Annotated in this window: 15 protein-coding genes; 9 read left to right on the forward strand and 6 right to left on the reverse strand. The window is 40.7% G+C overall.

The window, feature by feature from the left end:
• Positions 1–60 precede the first annotated feature (60 nt).
• The 4 genes from hslU to priA form a co-directional block, all read right to left on the reverse strand.
• Positions 61–1,389 carry an ATP-dependent protease ATPase subunit HslU gene (gene hslU / locus KK487_RS01475; RefSeq protein WP_013463899.1) on the reverse strand — a complete coding sequence of 443 codons (1,329 nt, stop codon included), beginning with the start codon at positions 1,387–1,389 and terminating at the stop codon, positions 61–63.
• Positions 1,390–1,401: 12 nt separating this feature from the next.
• Positions 1,402–1,920 carry an ATP-dependent protease subunit HslV gene (gene hslV, locus KK487_RS01480; protein WP_008115012.1) on the reverse strand — a complete coding sequence of 173 codons (519 nt, stop codon included), beginning with the start codon at positions 1,918–1,920 and terminating at the stop codon, positions 1,402–1,404.
• A gap of 80 nt (positions 1,921–2,000) precedes the next feature.
• On the reverse strand, positions 2,001–2,528 hold the full coding sequence (locus tag KK487_RS01485) for an SPOR domain-containing protein (RefSeq protein ID WP_008115014.1): 528 nt from the start codon (positions 2,526–2,528) through the stop codon (positions 2,001–2,003).
• A gap of 20 nt (positions 2,529–2,548) precedes the next feature.
• Positions 2,549–4,732 carry a primosomal protein N' gene (priA, locus tag KK487_RS01490; RefSeq protein WP_215521906.1) on the reverse strand — a complete coding sequence of 728 codons (2,184 nt, stop codon included), beginning with the start codon at positions 4,730–4,732 and terminating at the stop codon, positions 2,549–2,551.
• A 230-nt stretch (positions 4,733–4,962) separates the two neighbouring features.
• On the opposite strand from priA, the gene rpmE reads away from it, so the two are divergent.
• Together rpmE and KK487_RS01500 are read left to right on the forward strand one after the other, a co-directional pair.
• Positions 4,963–5,178, forward strand: a complete 216-nt coding sequence (gene rpmE, locus KK487_RS01495) for a 50S ribosomal protein L31 (protein ID WP_008115018.1) — start codon at positions 4,963–4,965, stop codon at positions 5,176–5,178.
• A gap of 524 nt (positions 5,179–5,702) precedes the next feature.
• The gene (locus KK487_RS01500) at positions 5,703–6,944 is read left to right on the forward strand and encodes a malic enzyme-like NAD(P)-binding protein (RefSeq protein ID WP_013463901.1); all 1,242 of its coding nucleotides are present in this window, start codon (positions 5,703–5,705) and stop codon (positions 6,942–6,944) included.
• Between the two features lie 68 nt (positions 6,945–7,012).
• On the opposite strand, the gene metJ is transcribed toward KK487_RS01500, so the two are convergent.
• Positions 7,013–7,333 (reverse strand): met regulon transcriptional regulator MetJ, encoded by a 321-nt coding sequence (metJ, locus tag KK487_RS01505; RefSeq protein ID WP_008115021.1) that lies wholly within the window; start codon positions 7,331–7,333, stop codon positions 7,013–7,015.
• A gap of 198 nt (positions 7,334–7,531) precedes the next feature.
• Here metJ and metB point away from each other — a divergent pair, with 198 nt between their 5' ends.
• Together metB and metL are read left to right on the forward strand one after the other, a co-directional pair.
• On the forward strand, positions 7,532–8,779 hold the full coding sequence (gene metB / locus KK487_RS01510) for a cystathionine gamma-synthase (RefSeq protein WP_033104302.1): 1,248 nt from the start codon (positions 7,532–7,534) through the stop codon (positions 8,777–8,779).
• Between the two features lie 49 nt (positions 8,780–8,828).
• On the forward strand, positions 8,829–11,174 hold the full coding sequence (metL, locus tag KK487_RS01515; RefSeq protein WP_215521907.1) for a bifunctional aspartate kinase/homoserine dehydrogenase II: 2,346 nt from the start codon (positions 8,829–8,831) through the stop codon (positions 11,172–11,174).
• 48 nt (positions 11,175–11,222) lie between these two features.
• Here the strand turns inward: metL and KK487_RS01520 are convergent, their stop codons facing one another.
• Positions 11,223–13,697: a penicillin-binding protein 1A gene (locus KK487_RS01520; RefSeq protein ID WP_008115027.1), complete on the reverse strand. Its 2,475-nt coding sequence runs from the start codon at positions 13,695–13,697 to the stop codon at positions 11,223–11,225.
• Positions 13,698–13,828: 131 nt separating this feature from the next.
• Between KK487_RS01520 and KK487_RS01525 the strand changes: the two genes are divergently transcribed.
• From KK487_RS01525 to KK487_RS01545, 5 genes are read left to right on the forward strand one after another with little or no spacing between them, the layout of a single operon-like run.
• Complete coding sequence (locus KK487_RS01525) at positions 13,829–14,908, forward strand: pilus assembly protein PilM (protein ID WP_013463905.1); 1,080 nt, start codon at positions 13,829–13,831, stop codon at positions 14,906–14,908.
• On the forward strand, positions 14,896–15,468 hold the full coding sequence (locus KK487_RS01530; protein WP_008115031.1) for a PilN domain-containing protein: 573 nt from the start codon (positions 14,896–14,898) through the stop codon (positions 15,466–15,468). Before KK487_RS01525 ends, KK487_RS01530 begins: the two co-directional genes overlap by 13 nt.
• On the forward strand, positions 15,458–16,060 hold the full coding sequence (locus KK487_RS01535) for a type IV pilus inner membrane component PilO (protein ID WP_008115035.1): 603 nt from the start codon (positions 15,458–15,460) through the stop codon (positions 16,058–16,060). Before KK487_RS01530 ends, KK487_RS01535 begins: the two co-directional genes overlap by 11 nt.
• The gene (locus tag KK487_RS01540; RefSeq protein WP_008115036.1) at positions 16,060–16,596 is read left to right on the forward strand and encodes a pilus assembly protein PilP; all 537 of its coding nucleotides are present in this window, start codon (positions 16,060–16,062) and stop codon (positions 16,594–16,596) included. The genes KK487_RS01535 and KK487_RS01540 overlap by 1 nt, the downstream gene beginning before the upstream one ends.
• On the forward strand, positions 16,583–18,673 hold the full coding sequence (locus KK487_RS01545) for a type IV pilus secretin PilQ (RefSeq protein ID WP_013463907.1): 2,091 nt from the start codon (positions 16,583–16,585) through the stop codon (positions 18,671–18,673). Before KK487_RS01540 ends, KK487_RS01545 begins: the two co-directional genes overlap by 14 nt.
• Positions 18,674–18,711 lie beyond the last annotated feature (38 nt).

The following is an 18,711-nucleotide window of genomic DNA, read 5'->3' on the forward strand; positions in this document are numbered from 1 at the left end:
TCTCGCTTACAAAAAAGCCTCCATATTGGAGGCTTTTAGTATAACTGTTTGTGTTTTCAATTAAAGAATAAAACGACTTAAGTCTTCATCTTCAACTAGCGCACCTAAGTGTTTTTCAACGTAGGCGGCATCGATAACAAGGCTTGAACCCGCTTTTTCAGAAGCGTCATATGAAATCTCTTCCATTAGCCTTTCCATAACTGTATGAAGGCGACGCGCACCGATATTTTCGGTTTTTTCGTTTACTTGCCATGCTGCCTTAGCAATACGCTCAATTGCGTCGTCGCTAAATTCAATAGCGACTTGCTCTGTTTTGAGTAGCTCGCGTTGTTGCTCAGTAAGTGACGCGTGTGGCTCAGTTAATATACGTTTAAAGTCATCGGCTGTGAGTGCTTCAAGTTCAACACGAATAGGTAAACGGCCTTGTAACTCAGGGATCATGTCTGATGGTTTAGACATTTGGAATGCGCCTGAGGCAATAAACAACATGTGGTCAGTTTTTACCATGCCGTGCTTAGTATTAACGGTAGAGCCTTCAATAAGCGGAAGTAAATCACGTTGTACACCTTCACGACTTACATCTGGGCCTGAGGCTTCACCACGTTTACAAATTTTGTCTATTTCATCAATAAACACAATGCCGTTTTGCTCTACTGCAAAAATGGCCTGTTCTTTTAATTCTTCAGGATTAACCAGTTTACCGGCTTCTTCTTCAGTAAGTAACTTAAACGCTTCTTTAATTTTAAGCTTACGCTTAGTGCGTTTATCACCACCCATGTTTTGAAACATTCCCTGTAACTGGTTGGTCATTTCTTCCATACCAGGAGGAGCCATAATTTCAATATTAGGTTGAGCTTGGGCTAAATCAATATCAATTTCTTTGTCATCTAATTGGCCTTCGCGTAACTTTTTACGAAACGATTGGCGTGTCGATGAATTTTCATCGCGCTGAACTTCACCGTATTGATCTTTCGCTGGAGGCAGTAATACATCTAATATACGTTCTTCAGCCGCTTCTTCAGCGCGATGTTTGAACTTTTTAGTTTGTTGCTCTCGTGTCATTTTAATTGAAACATCAACTAAATCACGGATGATAGTTTCAACTTCTTTACCGACATAACCTACTTCTGTAAATTTAGTGGCTTCAACTTTAATAAAAGGTGCGTTGGCAAGCTTTGCTAAACGACGAGCAATCTCAGTTTTACCTACACCCGTAGGGCCAATCATTAAGATATTTTTTGGCGTTACTTCTGCGCGTAAGTCTTCGTTTAACTGCATACGGCGCCAGCGATTACGAAGGGCAATAGCAACCGCTTTTTTCGCTTTAGCTTGGCCAATAATATGTTGGTCTAGCTCATGAACAATTTCTCTTGGGGTCATATCAGACATAGCGAGTTCCTATTACAATTCTTCGATAGTTTGGAAGTTATTCGTAAATACACAGATGTTGCCAGCAATTGTTAGACTTTTCTCTACAATTTCACGAGCACTTAAGTCGGTATTTTCTAATAAGGCGGTTGCAGCTGATTGCGCAAAGTTACCGCCGCTGCCAATTGCGATTAGGTCGTTTTCTGGTTGCACCACGTCACCGTTGCCGGTGATAATTAGCGAAGCTGTTTCATCAGCAACAGCAAGTAAAGCTTCAAGTTTACGAAGGGCACGATCGCTACGCCAATCTTTAGCCATTTCTACAGCAGCTTTAGTGAGGTTACCTTGGTGCATTTCTAGTTTGCTTTCAAAACGTTCGAAAAGAGTAAAGGCATCAGCAGTGCCGCCAGCAAACCCAGCGATAACTTTGCCATTATAAAGGCGTCGAACTTTTCGGGCATTGCCCTTCATTACTGTGTTACCAAGAGATACTTGGCCGTCACCACCAATAACAACTTTGTCATCACGGCGTACACTTACGATTGTAGTCATGTTATTCCTCATCATCGCGCTGCAAGAGGCAGCGCGTAAAAAACGATTATGAAGAGGTTATATGGGTGAATGGTTTAAAATCAAGTCCAGCCCCAAATTCCGCAGCCGACAATATTAATTCGTTTAAGTTTGTTCTTGTCACTTTCTGCATGACGCTTGGTTTCATAAGGCCCTAAACGCACTTTGTACCAAATACCATTGCTGCCTGTGGTTTTTTTGATTTCTGAAATTAATCCTGCAAACGCTATTTTAGCTTTTAAGGTTTCAGCTTGCTGATGGGTTCTAAATGAACCACATTGCATGACATAAGGGCCTTTTTGTTCAAGTTCTTTTACTTCAACCTGAATCTCATGCTCTTTAATTTCTTTAATAAATTTAGGTGGCCGCGGTTTAGCTATTTCTACTTGTTTTTCGGGTGTTGGATTTGCTTGCTTTTCAACAAGCTCTGGATCGGCATTGTTTTTAACAAACCAGAGTCCGTATGCAAAACCACCGATTAGTAACAAGGCAATAATGATTAACAAAAACGGGAAGGGTTTTTTAGCCGGCTCTTGTTTAGTGTTTTTTCTATTTTTTGGTTTTTTATTAATATAATCGTGCTGTGCCATGGTGTTATATGTGGCCTTACCTAAATCATGTCTGTAGGGTCTACGTCTAAACTCCAGCGAACTTTTTGTGCAAGTTTGCTAGTGCTGAGATAATCAACCATTTGCGCGAGATACTGATGTAGTATGCGTCGATCTTGCGCTTGAATATGTAATTGAAAACGATACATTCCCGCAATTTTTTCTAAAGGCGCGGGGATCGGTCCGAGCAATTGTATACCAGATACCCCATTGACAGGAACCAAATCCGTTAGAAAGTCGACGACTTGCTTTATGTTATGCCCTTGTGCGCGAACAATTGCCATACTCGTAATAGGTGGCAACTGTGCATCACTTCGCTCAGTGAGTGCAAAGCGGGCAAAATCTTGATAGCCATTATTAACTAAGTCTTGTAATAGCGGGTGCTCAGGAAAGTGCGTTTGTAATAATACTTCACCGGGTTCGCCAGAACGTCCCGCGCGTCCTGCAACTTGAGTTACTAATTGTGCTAAATGCTCAGTAGCCCTAAAGTCACACGAATACAAACCACTATCGACATCTAAAATAAGTACTAGGCTAACATCAGCAAAATGGTGGCCTTTTGCCAGCATTTGCGTACCAACTAAAATACGTGCGCCGCCTTGGTTTATTTCATCCAGTGCTTTTTCAAGGCTACCTTTACGCCGAGTTGAGTCACGGTCGATACGGCTGATCGGGGTGTCTGCAAATTCACTACTTAAAAACTCTTCTATTTGCTCGGTGCCTTTGCCGTTAGGAAAGATTTGCGTACTACCACAGTCAGGGCATTGATGTGGTACATGATATTGATCGCCACAATGGTGGCAAATCATTTGGCCTATTGCCTTATGAAAAGTCGCACTGGTGCTGCAGCGGTTACATTCACTCAACCAACCACATTCATGACAAATCAAGGTAGGAGAAAACCCACGGCGATTTAAAAATACCATCACCTGCTTTCCCCTATTCAGGTGCTGGCGCATTATTGCAAGACTGGCATGTGCAATACCGGCTCGATCAGGCTGACCTTTCATGTCGAGCAGCTTAAACTGATTATCGGTGGCGGTTTGTGCGCGCTCACTTAATGTAAGCAACTGGTATTTGTTATTAATAGCTTTATGCAGTGTTTCTAGTGCTGGCGTAGCGCTACCCAAAATAAGTGGAATTTGATGCTGATAGGCACGATACGCAGCTAAATCACGGGCATGGTAGCGTAAAGTGTCTTGTTGTTTAAATGAGGCATCATGCTCCTCATCAACCACAATCATCCCAAGCTTTAAAAATGGCAGAAAAATACTCGAACGGGTGCCTATAACAATGGCACAACTGCCTTTTTCGCAAAAACGCCATGTTTGTAGACGTTCGTTATCGGTTAATGCCGAGTGCCATAGCATAATAGGGGTGTCAGGAAAGCGACGTCTAAAACGATTGACCGTTTGAGGCGTTAGCCCGATTTCAGGAACGAGCACTAACGCCTGTTCGCCACGTTTTAATACTTCTTCTAGGCATTGCAGGTAAACTTCGGTTTTTCCGCTGCCAGTGACACCTTCTAGCAAAAAGCTATTAAACCCCGTACTTTGATTAATTGCAGTGCAGACAATAGCTTGCTCTTTATTCAAACGAGGCTTGCTGCCAACCGTTGGCGAGGTATGTTGCCATTGATTATCGTGCTCAATGGTTTGAATTATTAGCTCTTTATCTAAAAGGGTATCAATGGTTTTTTTATTAAACCCGAGGGCTTTGAGTTCGGTTAATGATGATTTACCGGATGCTGATAATTGCTTAAGCAAATTAAGCTGTGTTTTAGCTTTTAAAGACGGTAAAAGTGCCCCCTTTTCGCTTAATGTCACCATGTTTATACTGGTTTTATCAGGGCACTCACCTTGGCGCAGTGCACTGGGCAATGCAATATGAATAGTTTCACCGAGTGGATAGCAATAATAACGCGCTGTAAATTTCAGTAGCTCTAAATGCTGCGCAGATAACACCGGTGAGTCGTCAATAACTTCAATAATAGATTTTATTTTGCCTTCGGGGACTGCTGTTTCCGCTTTTAAGCTAAGAATAACCGCTACTTTACGTTGATTGCCAAAAGGGACTAACACGCGCATACCAGGCTGTAATTGAGTCAGCGGTACTAATTGCTCATCCACTTTATAATCAAAGGTGCGAGGCAAGGGGACTTTTATTGCAACTTCAGCAAAACGCATAACAACTCAACCAATTAACGTAATGGTTTAATGTACTAAAAATAGCATTAAAAGCCTACCGACAAATCAGTAATGAATAGGTGTTTGCCGACTTTTTAGCAAAAAGGGTAATTAAAGCTTGTGTGCGTGCGGGTTGTTGGATAAAATTCGCGACCAATAAATTTGTTTTAACGACGTATGGTGCCAGACTTCGGGTTTGGAGAGCGATGCGGCCTTAACTAGAGGTTCCTATGAAAGAAGGTATTCACCCTAAGTACGAAGTAATTTCTGCAACTTGTTCATGCGGAAACAAATTCGAAACTCGTTCTACTCTGTGTAAAGACATTCACTTAGACGTATGTTCTGCGTGTCACCCGTTTTACACTGGTAAGCAAAAGATTTTAGACACTGGCGGCCGTGTTGATCGCTTCAACAAGCGCTTCGGTGCACTTAGCAGCAAAAAATAATTTTTTGTTTCTATGTAAAAAAAGCACCTTAGGGTGCTTTTTTTGTGGCCAAAATTTACTTTCCTACCTGCTTTCTTAGCAATTTTGTATTTATTTTTTTTGCATAACTATTTCCTGTTCTTATTCTGAGTATGCATAAACATTTGCAGACAAAACAGCCAATATTCTCTATATTTTTATTTGTTAAACTTTAAAGATGGTACTCAAATGCAGGTAACGTGAGGTTATTTGTGTTTAAAGTTAAATAAAATTCGGTATTTCACTATTTTAATTTAAGACTAAAAAATACGCTTTATAAAAATAGAACAAGGGCAAAAAGTACCTGTGTTTTTCATTTTTATGACGAATTTATATTTTAAAAATGTCAGGATAATCTAGGGAAGTTGCTGATAAATCACTTAAAATTAACAGTTCTAGCATATAACAGGATAGACCTGATATTGCTTGGAATTTAAAAATAATAAAGGTATCGTAGATTAAAACTACCTCTCACTTTAACTTAAATTGCAGGATATAATCGCGTTATGTCAGATTTTCGTGAACAAGCACTACATTACCATGCCCATCCCGTTCCAGGTAAAATCAGTATTGAGCTGACCAAGCCCGCTGAGACGGTTAAAGACCTCGCGCTCGCATACAGCCCCGGTGTCGCAGAACCTGTTCGTGAAATTGCCGCTGATCCAGCAAATGCCTACAAATATACTGGTAAAGGAAATATGGTTGCGGTTATTACTAACGGCACCGCAATTTTAGGCTTAGGTAATTTAGGTCCACTGGCTTCAAAACCCGTTATGGAAGGTAAAGCGCTACTATTTAAGCGTTTTGCAGGGTTAGACTCTATAGATATTGAAGTTAAGCACCGTACTACCGAAGACTTTATTAACACGGTGGCTAATATTGCCGACACTTTTGGTGGAATTAATTTAGAAGATATTAAAGCGCCCGAGTGTTTTGAAATAGAAAAAGCGCTTATAGAGCGTTGTAGCATTCCTGTTTTTCATGATGATCAGCATGGTACGGCTATTGTAACGGCTGCGGGTATGCTAAACGCGCTGGAAGTACAGGGCAAAGCAATTGAAGATGCAATTATTGTATGTTTAGGTGCCGGCGCTGCAGCTGTTGCCTGTATGGAGCTTTTAATTAAATGTGGCGCGTTGCGTGAACATATTTATATGTTAGATCGCAAAGGAGTTATTCATACGCGTCGTGATGACTTGAATGAATATAAGCAATTATTTGCAAACAATACCGATAAACGTACTTTACAAGATGTAATTGAAGATGCCGATGTGTTTGTGGGTGTATCGGGCCCTAATTTATTAGCCCCTGAAGATTTAAAATTAATGGCTGATAGACCCGTGGTATTTGCTTGTTCAAACCCCGATCCTGAAATCGATCCGCAATTAGCACACGCTGCACGTAACGATTTAATTATGGCTACAGGTCGCTCTGATTATCCGAATCAAGTTAATAACGTATTGTGTTTTCCGTTTATTTTCCGTGGTGCGTTAGATGTACGTGCCAGTGAAATAAACGACGAGATGAAAATTGCTGCTGTAGAAGCAATTCGTAGTATTGCTAAAGAGCCCGTACCGACTGAAGTGCTTACTGCCGCAGGCATCGACAAATTAGAGTTTGGTGCTAAATATATTATACCAAAACCAATGGATCCACGTTTGTTACCACGTATAGCTAAAGCGGTTGCGCAGGCGGCGGTAGACTCTGGCGTTGCACAAATTGATATGCCAGAAAACTACATGGCGTAATTGTTAAGTATAAATTAGCGCAAAAAAAACCTCAGCATTTGCTGAGGTTTTTTTGTATAAAGACCCTTCTAGTCTTCATTTAAAATAGGCACTTCTAGTCCCATTTCTTGCATTATTTTCTTCACTTCTTCAGGTACTTTTTCTGCGTTATCTTTACGCAAATCATCATCATTAGGCAGCGGTTGCCCGGTAAACGCATGCAAAAACGCTTCGCATAAAAGCTCGCTATTTGTTGCATGACGTAAGTTGTTTATTTGACGACGAGTACGTTCATCAGTTAATACTTTTAATACATTTAGCGGGATCGAAACGGTGATCTTCTTTACTTGTTCGGATTTTTTCCCGTGTTCTGCGTATGGGTGAATATATTCACCATTCCATTTAGCCATAAGATGTATCGTTGCCTCAGATTATAAATTGCTCACACAGCATCAAAGCGTGTAAATATGCGTGAAATTCTATCGGTTTAAAAAAGATAGTCAAATACTAGTTATTTAGCTATCTAGACATTTAAATGTTTTGACATCTTAAATTGCATGCGCTACCTTTTAGACGTCTAAACATCCAAATTAGTAAAGGTAGCGAAAATGAGTGAAAAAAATAAGGCAACAATTGCTGTTCGTAGTGGAATAGAAGCCGACAAACAGCATGGTGCGGTTGTTCCACCGCTTTATTTATCAACAACTTACTCATTTGCTGACTTTGATACAAAGCGTCAATATGATTATGGCCGCAGTGGTAACCCTAATCGTGACATTTTGGCTGAGGCGCTCACGGAGCTTGAAGGTGGCGCTAAAGGCATTATTACCGCAACAGGCATGGCAGCCGTTCACCTAACAACACAATTACTTAATAGTGACGATACGTTAGTGATCCCTCATGACTGTTATGGTGGCAGCTATCGCTTATTTACTTCGCTAGAAAAGCGCGGCTTATTAAAACTAGAAGTGGTCGATTTTACCAAAAGCGACAGTTTGACACGCATCCTTGCTATTAAACCTAAGCTGATTTGGATTGAAACACCTAGCAATCCTATTTTACGCTTAACAGATATTAAAGCGGTAACTGATACAGCTAAACAGTGTGGTGCACTGGTTGCCGCCGACAACACATTTTTATCGCCAGCATTACAAAACCCGATTAAGTTTGGCGCTGATATTGTGGTGCACTCAACCACAAAATATATCAATGGCCATTCAGACGTTGTTGGTGGCGCGGTTATCGCAGCGACTGCTGAGTTAGGTGAAGAGTTAGCGTGGTGGGCAAATAACATTGGCATCACCGGCGCGCCATTTGATAGCTATTTAACGCTCAGAGGCTTACGTACTTTAAACGTGCGTTTAAGGCAACACCAAGAAAGTGCACTCGCCATTGCACAGTATTTAGAACGCTCCCAGTTTGTTGCCCAAGTTTACTACCCAGGTCTTGAATCACACCCTCAACATGCGCTAGCTAAGGCGCAGCAGCTTGGCTTTGGTGCTATGGTTAGCTTTGATATAAAAGGCGATATAAACGATGCTGCAGCGTTTTTAACGCGCTTAAATGAATTTAGCTTAGCGGAATCATTAGGTGGAGTAGAAAGTTTAATTTGTCACCCTGCGACTATGACCCACGCCGGCATGGACGCAACCGCGCGTGCAGAAGCCGGAGTAGGCGACACGCTTATTCGTATTTCGGTGGGTATTGAAGATGTAAATGATTTACTCGCTGACTTAGACAGGGTATTTAATTTGGTGCGCCCAGGACAAGCCGATCCCGGCCTATCGGCAAAAAGTGGTGCTAGTGAATCATTTGGTTCAGCAAAGTTAAACGCGGCGCATCCGGCGTTATGGTAGTGCATACCAATCTTCAAAATACAAAACATAAATGCGAGTCGGTATTAATATGGTAAATCAGGTTCATAAATTTGGTGGTTCGAGTTTAAGCTCAGCGGATCGCTTTAAAAGTGTCGCAAATATTATTTTAACTCATGCTCAAGCTGGGGATTGTGTGGTGGTATCGGCTGCCGGTAAAACCACCGATACCTTAGTTAAACTGTGGCAAAGCTATCAACAGCAAGACACTCAAGCTATTGCTGATATTGTATTGCTATTGAGTAACCATCAAATAGCTCTGATTGAGCAATTATTAATAGCTAACGCTAAGCACCATGCGCTTGATTTACTTGAAACTGAGCTCAGTATTATTACCAAGCAGGCTAAGCAAGGAACATTAGCTGAAGCTGCGTTATTAGCACATGGTGAATTGTGGTCTGCAAGGTTACTAAGCGCTTACTTAGAACAGCTTAACGTTAGCGCTTGTGCCCATGACGCTAGGCAGTTATTTACGTTAGATGCCGGACAGCTGCAGCATGCTAATAATCAGCAGCAGTGCTTAAAAGCCATACAGACGAGTAAAATTAATGTAGTTACGGGGTTTATTGCGGCTGATTTACATGGTGAAACAGTGACCTTAGGGCGAAATGGCAGTGATTACAGTGCCACTTTATTAGCGCGGTATTGCAATGCTAAAAAAGTCTCTATTTGGACTGACACTCAAGGTGTTTTTAGTACTGATCCGCGTAAGGTTGCTAATGCGGTTAAGTATGCGCGAGTGTGCCGTGATCAAGCTAATTTATTAGCGAGGTTAGGTAATCCAGTATTACACGCTAAAACATTATCGCCATTAAAAGATACCGATATAGAATTAGTTGTTCGCAGTAGTTACGATCCTCAAGGCAGTCATACCGAAATAGTTAAACTAGGAATGAGTAAACAAAAACGCTTTTTAACCACAGTAAATAATGTGGATTTACTCATTGTTGATGATCTGAGTGAAGGCGAAGTAGCACATGTTAGCCAACTTATTCAGCATAGTTTGCATCACTTTGAACACGAAGGCGAAATCTACTTACTAGTCCCTGCGTCAGCGACACATCAGGTGGCTAATTATTTTGCTGGCCGCGCCAATATTAGTGAGTCAAACTTAAATGGGGTGGCGATTATTGCACCTGATCAAGAGGTAGCGCCGCTTGGTAAGCAAAGTGAAGCCTTATTACAAACACAATCTATCCAGCCTCGGTTTACCCATTACGGTGAGGGATATACGTTACTATTAACCGATCAAGTACTTGAAAGTGATGTGCTGAGCCTGTTACATGACAAGCTCATTAATAAAGCACAAGAAATAGCTTTAATTATTGCAGGACTTGGTAATGTAGGTGCTGAGTTTATGCGCCAATTACCTGCTCAACTAGCACGCTTATCAACTGATTTTAACGTCAAGTTAGTAGCGCTTTTACGCTCAGAGCGGATGCTGGTGAATGCTAATGGATTAGTCTGTGAAAGCTGGCAACTTCAATGGGAAAACCATGCAAGCTCCTATAGACAAGCCGATTTATTGTCATACATAGATACTCTTGAGTATGAACATAAAATAGTGATCGACATTACCGCCAGTGAACATTTTAGTCAGCTTTATAGTAAGTTAGCTGAATTAAACTGCCATCTAATTAGTGCTAATAAATACGCGGGAACCGCGTCGCTTTCGTGGTATCAAACACTACGTGAAAGCCTTGCTCAACGTGGCTTACATTGGCGTTATAATGCAAGTGTAGGGGCCGGACTACCGATTAATTTTGCCTTGGCTGATTTACAAAATAGTGGCGATAAAATAACGCGAATAGAAGGCGTGTTTTCAGGCACGCTGTCATGGTTATGCAGTATGTATGATGGCAGTAAAGCGTTTTCAGATTTAGTTCTAGAAGCGCAAGCTTTGGGGTTCACAGAGCCGGATCCTCGAGAAGACTTATCTGGACGAGATATGCAACGTAAGTTGCTTATTTTAGCGCGTGAATTAGGTATTGAATTGGAACTTGATGACATTTCTTTATCCGCTTTGATGCCCGATGAGTTAAGTGCAGGCAGCTGGAATGACTTTATTGATAATAAGGCTCGTTTAGATGCATTTATTGAGCAGCATGCGCAAGCGGCTCAGCAACAAAATGCTGCACTGTGCTACACTGGGTTATTAGAGTTTGAAAACAACACGCTAAACGCTAAGGTAGGGATTACCTATGTACCAAAAAGCGAAGCGGTTGCGAATTTGACCCCTGGCGATAATATTTTTGTGATTAATACCCAGTGGTATAACCAAAACGCATTAGTGATACAAGGCCCCGGTGCGGGTAAAGAAGTGACTGCTGCTGGCGTTCACTCTGACTTATACTGGTTGGTACAAAATATTAGTTAGATCATCAAAAAGGCCGCTAATTTGCGGCCTTTTTACTGTTCGCTATATTTAAAATAGCTCTTCTTCAGTTTTAGTGTTTTCTTCAAATATATCATTTGGTTGTGATAACACATATTTGGTAGGAGCGGTGCCTTTTTCAAAGTATTCAAAACGGCTGGTGTAATCGTTTTTATGACTTAATAATCCGGTTTCTAAATCAATACGAATAGAAACTAAGCCTTCAGGTGGTTCGATGGGCGCAGCAGGTTTACCATCCAGTGCGGCGCGCATAAAATCAACCCATGCAGGCTGAGCTGTTTTTGCGCCTGACTCAGCACCTGATATTTGACCACTTCCTAAGTTGTTATTGTAGGTTGAGCGTCCCAGTGTATTACCTGGGTTATCAAAGCCAACCCAAACTGATGTCATCACATCGCGGTTAAAGCCACTAAACCAAGTATCTACAGAATCATTAGTCGTGCCTGTTTTACCAGAAAGATCGCGACGTTTTAGCGCTTGTGCACGCCAGCCTGTTCCACTCCAACCGGTTTTATGTGACCAGCTACCGCCACCCCAAATAGCACTATTCATTGCGCTGGCAATTAAAAATGCATTTTGTTTAGAGATGATCTGCGGCGCACAATTTGGTGCTACTTGCTCACCTAGCATTAGCGAGCTAGGTGTTGTCGTTTCATCATCACAAATAATGGTGGGATTGGTTTTAAATAACGTATTACCCATTGCATCTTGGATTTGTGAAATAAAGTACGGCTCAATTAGGTGACCGCCATTAGCAAAAGCACTCATCCCACGAGCTAATTCAAGCGGCGTAATGGATGCACTGCCTAATGCCAGTGACTCACTACGATTTATATCTTTATCGTCAAAACCAAATTTTAATAAATGATCGGCTGTTCTTTGCAGTCCAACGCCCCTTAATAAACGTACGGAAATTACATTCTTAGATTGGGCTAAAGCACGACGAATGCGAATTGGGCCATTATAAATAGCTGGGCTGTTTTTTGGTCGCCATGCAACGCCTTGGCTCTTATCCCATTGATTTATAGGAGCATCATTTAAAATTGACGCTAGTGTGTAGCCTTTTTCAAGCGCAGCTGAATATATAAACGGCTTAATATTTGAGCCTACTTGGCGTTTAGCTTGTACAGCTCGGTTATATTGGCTTTGTTCAAAACTATATCCACCAACAATGGCTTTTATGCGCCCGTCTTGTGGGTCTAAAGAAACAATGGCGCTCGCCGCTTCAGGTATTTGACTTAAAATATAGCTATTATCGTCATTTTTGCGCAGCCATATTTGCATGCCTGGCGTTAGTATATCGCTTGCTGTTTCAGGCGCAAAGCTTTGGCGATAGCGTGTAATAAACTTACGTGCCCATTTTAGGTTATCCCAAGTAAGGGTTGTGCGCTCGCCGCTTTTAAGTATAACTTCAGCGCTTTTATCGCTCACGCTTAACACCGCAGCCGTTTTTAAAGGGCCAAATTCATTAACAGCTTTTAAAGTATTTAATAATTTCGACTGCGTTAATGGCGGCTCTGTTTGCGGATCCCACAATATGGCTTCAGGGCCTCTAAAACCATGGCGCATATCGTAGGCATGCAGGTTATTAACTAGAGCTGTTTGTGCTGCTTTTTGAACATCTGATTCAACAGAAGTGTACACTTTAAACCCTGAGTTATAGGCTTTATCTATACCGTAGCGTGACACCATTTCTGCTCGTACCATTTCTGAAATGTACGGCGCATATAAGTCAATTTCAGCTCCATGAAAATATGCGGTAATTGGTTGGTTAGTGGCTTCATTATACTGCGCTCTTGAAATATACTTCTCTTCAAGCATTCTTCCTAACACCACATTTCTTCTTGCTTTAGCACGTTCTGGATTACGAATAGGATTAAGTGCCGAAGGAGCTTTTGGTAAACCAGCAATCATTGCCATTTGCGCAAGAGTTAACTCTTTTAGTTCTTTACCATAATAAACTTGAGCCGCAGCACCAATACCAAAGGCACGATTTCCTAATTCTATTTTATTTAGGTAAAGCTCAAATATTTCATCTTTTGAGAGGAGGTTTTCGATATGAATGGCAATAAATATTTCTTTTACTTTACGAATGTAGGCTTTTTCTCGTGTTAAAAAGAAGTTACGAGCTAATTGCATGGTAATAGTACTGGCACCTTGCTTTTTCTCACCAGTAGAAATAAGTACCAGCGCTGAGCGCACAATACCAATTGGATCAATACCGATATGATCGTAAAAGCGGTTATCTTCAGTTGCCAAAAAAGCCTGCAATAAAGGCTGGGGAATTTGGTCTATAGTTACAGGGATCCGTCTTTTTTCACCAAATTGGTTGATTAAAAGCCCATCTTTAGTAAATACTTGCATAGGCGTTTGTAATTGCACGTTTTTTAAAACTTGCACGCTGGGAATATCGGATTTAACGTAGTAATAAAGGCTGAGCAATGTAATTAGTGCAAGTAATGCACAAATGATCAAAAATTGTAAAGTTCTTTTTAATAAAATCACTGATATTTCCCTAAACGGACTCCCAATTACAGGTTGAGACTGCTAGTATATATTGATTAAAAATTGAATAATATTTTTTAAGATATAAATTATAACTTGTTTATTATTAAAACAAAGGCAAAGTTGCAAACATGCTAAGTCAACTAATAAAAAAACCATCACCAATGATGGTAGGTATTGATATTGGATCGCACTCTATCAAGGCCGTACTTTTAAGTGAAACAGAAACTGGGCTTCGACTAGAAGCACTTGCAATTGAACCTATGCCAAAAGGCGCTATGAGCGAGCGTAATATTCAAGATATTGAAGCAATTGGTAATGTGATAATCAAGTTAAAACGAAAGCTACCAAAGTCGCTAAAATTCGCGTCTGTTGCCGTCTCTGGGCAAACCGTGATTACTAAAGTTATTTTCATGGATGTTTCCTTAAGCGACGCTGAATTAGAGTCGCAGATTGAAATTGAAGCCGACAGCTTAATTCCTTACCCACTAGATGAAGTGAGTCTTGATTTTGAAAAGCTCTCTACAAATAGTGCTGACCCGAGCAAAATAAATGTACTGCTCTCTGCCGCTAGAACCGAAAGCGTTGAAGCCAGAGTCGGTGCGTTAAGTGCTGCGAATTTAACCGCAAAAGTAGTGGACGTTGAAAGCTATGCGCTAAGTCGCGCTATGGATGTTTACTACCAACAGTTACCATCAGATGCATATGACAAAACGGTTGCAGTGGTTGATATTGGTGCTGTACTCACCTTGGTGAGTGTAGTGCAATCTGGTGAGACAATTTATACCCGTGACCAAGTATTTGGTGGCGACCAATACACAAATAGTATCGTTGCTTACTACAACAAAGGCTTTGATGAAGCTGAAATTGGCAAAACAACCGGTGATTTACCTCCAAACTATACATTTGAAGTGTTAGCACCTTTTCAAACATCGTTACTCCAGCAGGTTCGTCGTGCTGTTCAAATGTTTTTAACCACCACAGGTAAAGAACAATTGGACTATATTGTATTGACGGGCGGCTCAGCGATGATTAAAGGCATTGATAGATTGCTGATTGAAGAATTAGGAATACACACAGTTGTTGTTGAACCATTTGATAAGATGGAAATATCCCCTAGAGTTGATCGTAATATAATACAGCGCCACCGCACTCAATTTGCAATTGCGACTGGCCTGGCGTTGAGGAGCTTTTCATCATGCCACATATAAATTTATTACCTTGGCGTGAGCTACAGCGTGAGCAGTCTAAAAAGAAATTTATAACACTTCTTATGGCTGTGGTTATCGTCTGTTTTGCTGGTATGTATATGCTGAGTGTGTTTTATGGTGCTCTAAAAGAAGGGCAAACGTTAAAAAATAATTATCTTAGTTCAGAAATTACAACGCTCGACAATAAAATTCGCGACATACGCGATCTAGACAAGAAAAAAGAAAACTTACAACAACGTATGCGTTTAATTGAAGAGTTACAAAGTAGCCGTAATTTAGGCACCCAAATAATGGATGAAGTGGCAAAAATAGTGCCTGCAGGGGTTTATTTAACCAAGCTGGAGCGCAAAGGTAATCAAATTCATGTGTTAGGCAAAAGTGAGTCTAATAATCGTTTATCTACTATGCTCAGACAGGTACAAAGCTCTTACTTATTAGAGCGCCCGACTATGCAAGGTATTGTTGCCGGCGATCAATCTTCACGTTTACTCAGCGATTTTAATATGGAGTTTTACGTAAAACCATTTGGCAAAATAGGTGAGGTACGTAATGAACCTTGATTTTAAATCGTTTACAGAAATCGATTGGAATGAAATCGAGCTCGATAACATCGGTGAGTGGCCCGTTATTGTAAAAGCAATATGCGGAACTTTTGTAGCTTGTTTGGTGTTGTTTTTTAGCTACAGCTTATTAGTGTCGGATGAAATAGACAGCTACCACAATGCCGTTGCTAAGGAAATTGAGTTACGCACAACCTACCGAACTAAATATGCAGTTGCCAGTAAGCTTGATATTTATCGTGAGCAAATGGTTGAGATGGAAGATAAATTCTCTCAATTATTAAAACGCCTACCTACTTCAAATGAGACGCCAGGATTATTGGACGACCTTTCTTATGTGGGTACAACCAGCGGGTTAACATTTTTAAAAATTGGTTGGTTGCCAGAAGTTGAAAAAGAGTTTTATACCGAGTTGCCAATTAAAATTGAAGTGGTAGGTACTTATCATGAGTTTGGCGAATTTGTAGGGAAAGTGGCTCAACTACCAAGAATTGTCAGTTTACATGACTTTTCTATTTTATCATCTGGCGAAAAGCAGCTAACATTCAGTGTAGTAGCAAAAACTTACCGTTATGAAGAGGGGGTGAGATGATGAAGCAGCTTCTCTTTTTAACCACTGCGATGTTTTTGCTCAGTGGCTGTAACGAGGATACATCGGAGCAAAAAGAATTTATTGATCAGGTTAAGGCAAATACCACGGCACGTATTGAAAAAATACCTGAGCTAGTTAAGTTTGAGCACTTTGAGTATAACGCCAAAGACTTACGTAGCCCTTTTGTAGCGCCAGAACCAGAAATTATTCAAAACAAGCTAACACAAGTTAAAAACTGTCTTCACCCAGATCCAGAGCGTGTTCGTCAGCCACTGGAGAAGTACCCATTAGATAATTTAGCAATGAGGGGCACAATAGGATCGAACGGCAAAACATGGGCGCTCATTACAGCTGCTGATGACACCTTGCACCGAGTAACAATAGGAAGCTATTTAGGCACCTATGACGGAAAAGTAAGCAGTGTTAATAGTGACTATATTGAATTAGTAGAATTAATCCCTGATGGGTCAGGTTGTTGGAAAGAACGTTTGACCAAATTAGAAATGTTAGAGGCGGCAACCAATGGCGCAAATTAATAAGAAAAAAGGTATACCCTATATGCACAAAGGTGAGTGTTCGCATCATCGTATTTTATCTGCTTTATTGTTTGTTTTTTTACTACTAATGACAAAAGCCGTCAGTGCAGCCCCTTTACTCTATGACGTTCGATATAATCCATTGCTTAAAGGTGAAACCGAATTACAGCTAGTTTTTGATGAAGAGTTGCAGCAGCAACCAGCAGTACAAGTTTTTAATAGCCCTGCAAGAATAGAGCTACTATTCGATGGGGTAGAATTAGATGAAGGGTTGACGAATATCGCTATCAACCAAGCTGGTATCAGTAACATCACGAGTATGATGACCAGTGCGGGTTTAAAAGTGACCATTAACTTGGACCGATTAAAAATTTATGAGACTGAAGTAAACAATAATTTAGTTTCTATTAGAATTTCTGATAACCCACTCACAGAGCAAATTTTAACAACCAGCGAAGATAAGCCTGCTTACACGTCTAATTATATTAACGGTATTCAAGCAATTGACTTTCGACGTGGAGAAAAAGGTGAGGCGAAAGTACTTGTTTATCTACAAGATACTCAGGCAGCTGTAGAGGTTCATGAAAGCGGTGGAAAAATCATTGCCGAGTTTCATCATACCGATATTTTAGATGATTTATTGTATGAATTAGATGTACTCGATTTTGGCACTGTGGTGAGCAGTATTGAAACGTTTAAAGAAGATAACCTTACACGTTTAGTGATTGAACCAAACACTGCTTTTGCCTATACCTATCAGCAAATTGAGAATATTTTTACCTTAACGGTTGAGAAAGATGAAACGCAAAATGCCTACTTAGATGGTGGTAAAGAGTACTTGGGTCGTCCTATGACGCTTAATTTTCAAGATATCTCTGTTCGTGCTGTATTACAGATTATTGCCGGTTACAATGATTTTAACTTGGTAACAAGCGACTCAGTGACAGGCAATATTACTCTTCGCCTTGATGGGGTTCCGTGGGATCAGGCGTTAGATGTCGTGCTTAGAATAAAAGGCTTAGACAAACGCATGGACGGTTCTATTTTAATGGTTGCGCCATCTGAAGAGCTGGCTGCCCGTGAAGCAAAAGAGTTAAAAGCTAAACAGCAAGTTGAGGATTTAGAGCCACTTTACAGTGAATACATCCGCTTAAATTATGCAAAAGCAGAAGATTTTGCCGACTTATTAAAAACAGATACCAATAGTATTATTACAGCCAGAGGGAGCGTGTCTGTTGATCAACGTACCAATACGTTATTAATGAAAGACACTGCAAAAAGTATTGAAAGTGTTCGTCGTATGGTCGAAACTTTAGATATACCGGTTAAACAAGTGGTTATTGAAGCACGTATGGTAACCGTACGTGACAACGTAACTGAAGACTTGGGGGTTCGTTGGGGGTTTAGTGATCAGCAAGGCTCAGACGGTGTTTCTGGCACATTAGAAGGAGCTGAAACGATTTCTAATGGTAATATTCCTAGTCTTTCTGATCGACTTAACGTTAATTTACCAGTGGCGAATCCATCGGCGAGTATAGGTATGCACATTGCTAAATTGGCTAACGGAACATTAATTGATTTAGAATTAACCGCCCTTGAAGAAGAAAACAAAGGTGAAATCATTGCAAGCCCACGCATTACTGCTGCTAATCAGCAAAAAGCGCGTATTGAGCAAGGTACTGAGATCCCTTATGTGGAGTCAGCTTCAAGTGGTGCAACAACCGTAAGTTTTAAAAAGGCGGTACTAAGCCTAGAGGTGACACCTCATATCACACCCGATAACAAAGTTATTTTAAATTTAATTATTACTCAAGATACCCGAGGGGATACGGTTCAAACAGGTACAGGCCCAGCGGTTGCCATCGATACGCAACAAATTGAGACTCAAGTACTCGTTGAGAATGGACAAACGGTAGTGTTGGGTGGTATTTTCCAACAGCAAATTATTAATTCGACCAAAAAAGTACCTTTATTGGGCGACCTTCCTTACGTAGGAAGACTATTTAAAAGCACAAGCGAGTTCAATGAAAAGCGCGAACTGCTGATTTTTGTCACACCTAAAATCCAAATAGACTAAATATTTAAGCTATCTAGGTTGAATACCAGCCTAGATAG

It is taken from the genome of Pseudoalteromonas sp. SiA1, assembly GCF_018732205.1.
Lineage (GTDB): Bacteria > Pseudomonadota > Gammaproteobacteria > Enterobacterales > Alteromonadaceae > Pseudoalteromonas > Pseudoalteromonas tetraodonis.